Source organism: Paenibacillus sp. 598K, assembly GCF_003851045.1.
Taxonomy (GTDB): Bacteria; Bacillota; Bacilli; order Paenibacillales; family Paenibacillaceae; genus Paenibacillus_D.
Window position 1 is genome coordinate 1 of the sequence record NZ_BFBX01000108.1, and the last position, 2,077, is coordinate 2,077.

The following is a 2,077-nucleotide window of genomic DNA, read 5'->3' on the forward strand; positions in this document are numbered from 1 at the left end:
CGCACAAGTATCGACGAAACCGCCGTAACGGGTCGCGAGTTGTTCGAAATATCGCACAAGTATCGACGTAATCGTCGTACGGGTCTCGATTTGTTCGAAATATCGCACAAGTATCGGCGAAACCGCCGTACGGGTCGCGATTTGTTCGAAATATCGCACAAGTATCGACGAAACGGCCATACGGGTGGTCGCGGTTTGTTGCCGAGATGTACGAAAGCGGAAGCGCGTGTCCCGAGCAGCAGCCGCAACCTGCTAGCTAGAAGGCGCGTCGTTTGCGCAGCAACATGCCCAGCATGAGGAGGAAGACGAGAGCGGCGGCGACGAAGGCGGCTGTGGAGACCGTGCTGTCGCCGCTCTGCTGCTTGACGCCGATGCCGACAAGCGCCCATACGAAGACGAGCATGAACGCCGCATCGCTATAGCGATAGCCGATCAAGGCAGCGAGGACGACGGTGACGCCGATGCCGATCGCTGTCCAGGTCGTAGCGCTCCAGCCGAAGCCGTCCCAGCCGAGATCGTAGAGCAGCACTGTCACATTGACGATCGTGGCGACGCTGATCCAGCCGAGATAGAGGCTGAACGGCAGGTAGACGAACAGGCGCTCGCCGAGCGTCGGCGGCTCCTGCACCTGACGGATGCCGGTATAGATGACGATGAGCGTCCCGAGCAGCGCCAGCATGATCAGCACCGACAGCGGCAGCAGCTCATAATGCCAGACGAGTATCCAACTGCAGTTGAACACGCAGGTGAGGATGAACAATGGGCCGATCTGCCTGATGCGCTGACGCTCGGCATAGCTCGGCATCGCCTGATAGATAACGAAGCCAGCCAGCAGCAGATAGATGAGACTCCAGATCGAGAAGACGTAACCGGCGGGCGTGATCAGTACCGGATATTGATCCGACAACTCGCCGGTTGTCTTGCCTGCGATCGGCAGCAGGTTGGCCAGCGCATTGACGATGATGACGACGAGCAGCGCGATGATGTTCAACAGGCGGTAAGGATGGGCTCGCATGCGACTTCCTCCTCGGTTCCGACCGTTGCCGGTGCGGCAACCAGGGCGGGTGGTGGTTTCGTATGCTACTATATTCACCTGTTGTCCATTTATTCAAACGTTCCGCTAGCGGCGCTCGCAAGCAAAGGTGAGCTGCGCCTCAAGCGTCTCGCCAGGCTGTACCAACGGTAGCTCGTCCCTGACGATCAGCTCTTCGTTTTTGGCCATCCAGGGCTCGACGCAGACGAAGGGCTTGCCCTCGACGCTCCAGAGCACGACGTACTTGAAGATGTCGCTGTAGGTCAGTCTGACGGTGGTGGATGCGGACAGCGGGAAGGCGATCTGCGACTCGCGGCTATCTAGCAGAGCGACGGATTCGACGAGTCCTGCGAGGTCGATCGCGCCTTCGATCGGCTTGACGATCCCGTCGTTGTAGTCGAGATAGCGCGTCGCATCGGTCTCATAGACAAGCGCCTTGCTCTCGGTGGCGAAGTACGGGTGGAAGCCGGCGACCATCGGCATCGGCTCGTCCGAGCGATTGGCGTATTGCTGCTCCAGACGCAGACGACCGTCCTGCAGCCGGTAGGTGAAGCGCAGCTCAAAGTCGAACGGGTAGGACTGCAACGTCTGCTCGTTGCTGGTCAGACGGAGCGTCAGCGCGGCCTCGCCCTCCTCGGACGTCGAGACGACCTCCCAGGGCTGGACGCGAGCAACGCCGTGATTGGCCATGCGGTAGGTGACGCCGTTCCATTCGTACTGCCCGCCCGGCAGTTGTCCGCAGATCGGGAAAAGGATCGGATTGCCGCCACGGATGTTGGCTGAGGGATCGCGGAACGTCGCCTCGTCAAGGTAGAACAAAGGTTGTCCATGCAAATTCAGCTCGGTCATGATGCCGCCGCGTTCGGGGCAGATGCGAGCGATTGAGTCGGTCGCAGGGTCGCGAAGCTCATAGATCGGATAGGTATCCTGGATACGGACGACTTGGTAGCCGGCGTTGGGTGTCATAGCGGGTGGCGCCTCCTTGGTTTGCGTAGAAGTGGTTACAGTAAGCATCATACCATAATCGTGCGGCAGGTCGACACG

Annotated in this window: 2 protein-coding genes; both read right to left on the reverse strand. The window is 59.8% G+C overall.

What is annotated here, in order from left to right:
* Nucleotides 1–256: 256 nt before the first annotated feature.
* Nucleotides 257–1,015: a TspO/MBR family protein gene (locus PA598K_RS26810; RefSeq protein WP_128659890.1), complete on the reverse strand. Its 759-nt coding sequence runs from the start codon at nt 1,013–1,015 to the stop codon at nt 257–259.
* A 105-nt stretch (nt 1,016–1,120) separates the two neighbouring features.
* Nucleotides 1,121–1,999 carry an aldose epimerase family protein gene (locus tag PA598K_RS26815; RefSeq protein ID WP_128659891.1) on the reverse strand — a complete coding sequence of 293 codons (879 nt, stop codon included), beginning with the start codon at nt 1,997–1,999 and terminating at the stop codon, nt 1,121–1,123.
* Between the last annotated feature and the right edge of the window lie 78 nt (nt 2,000–2,077).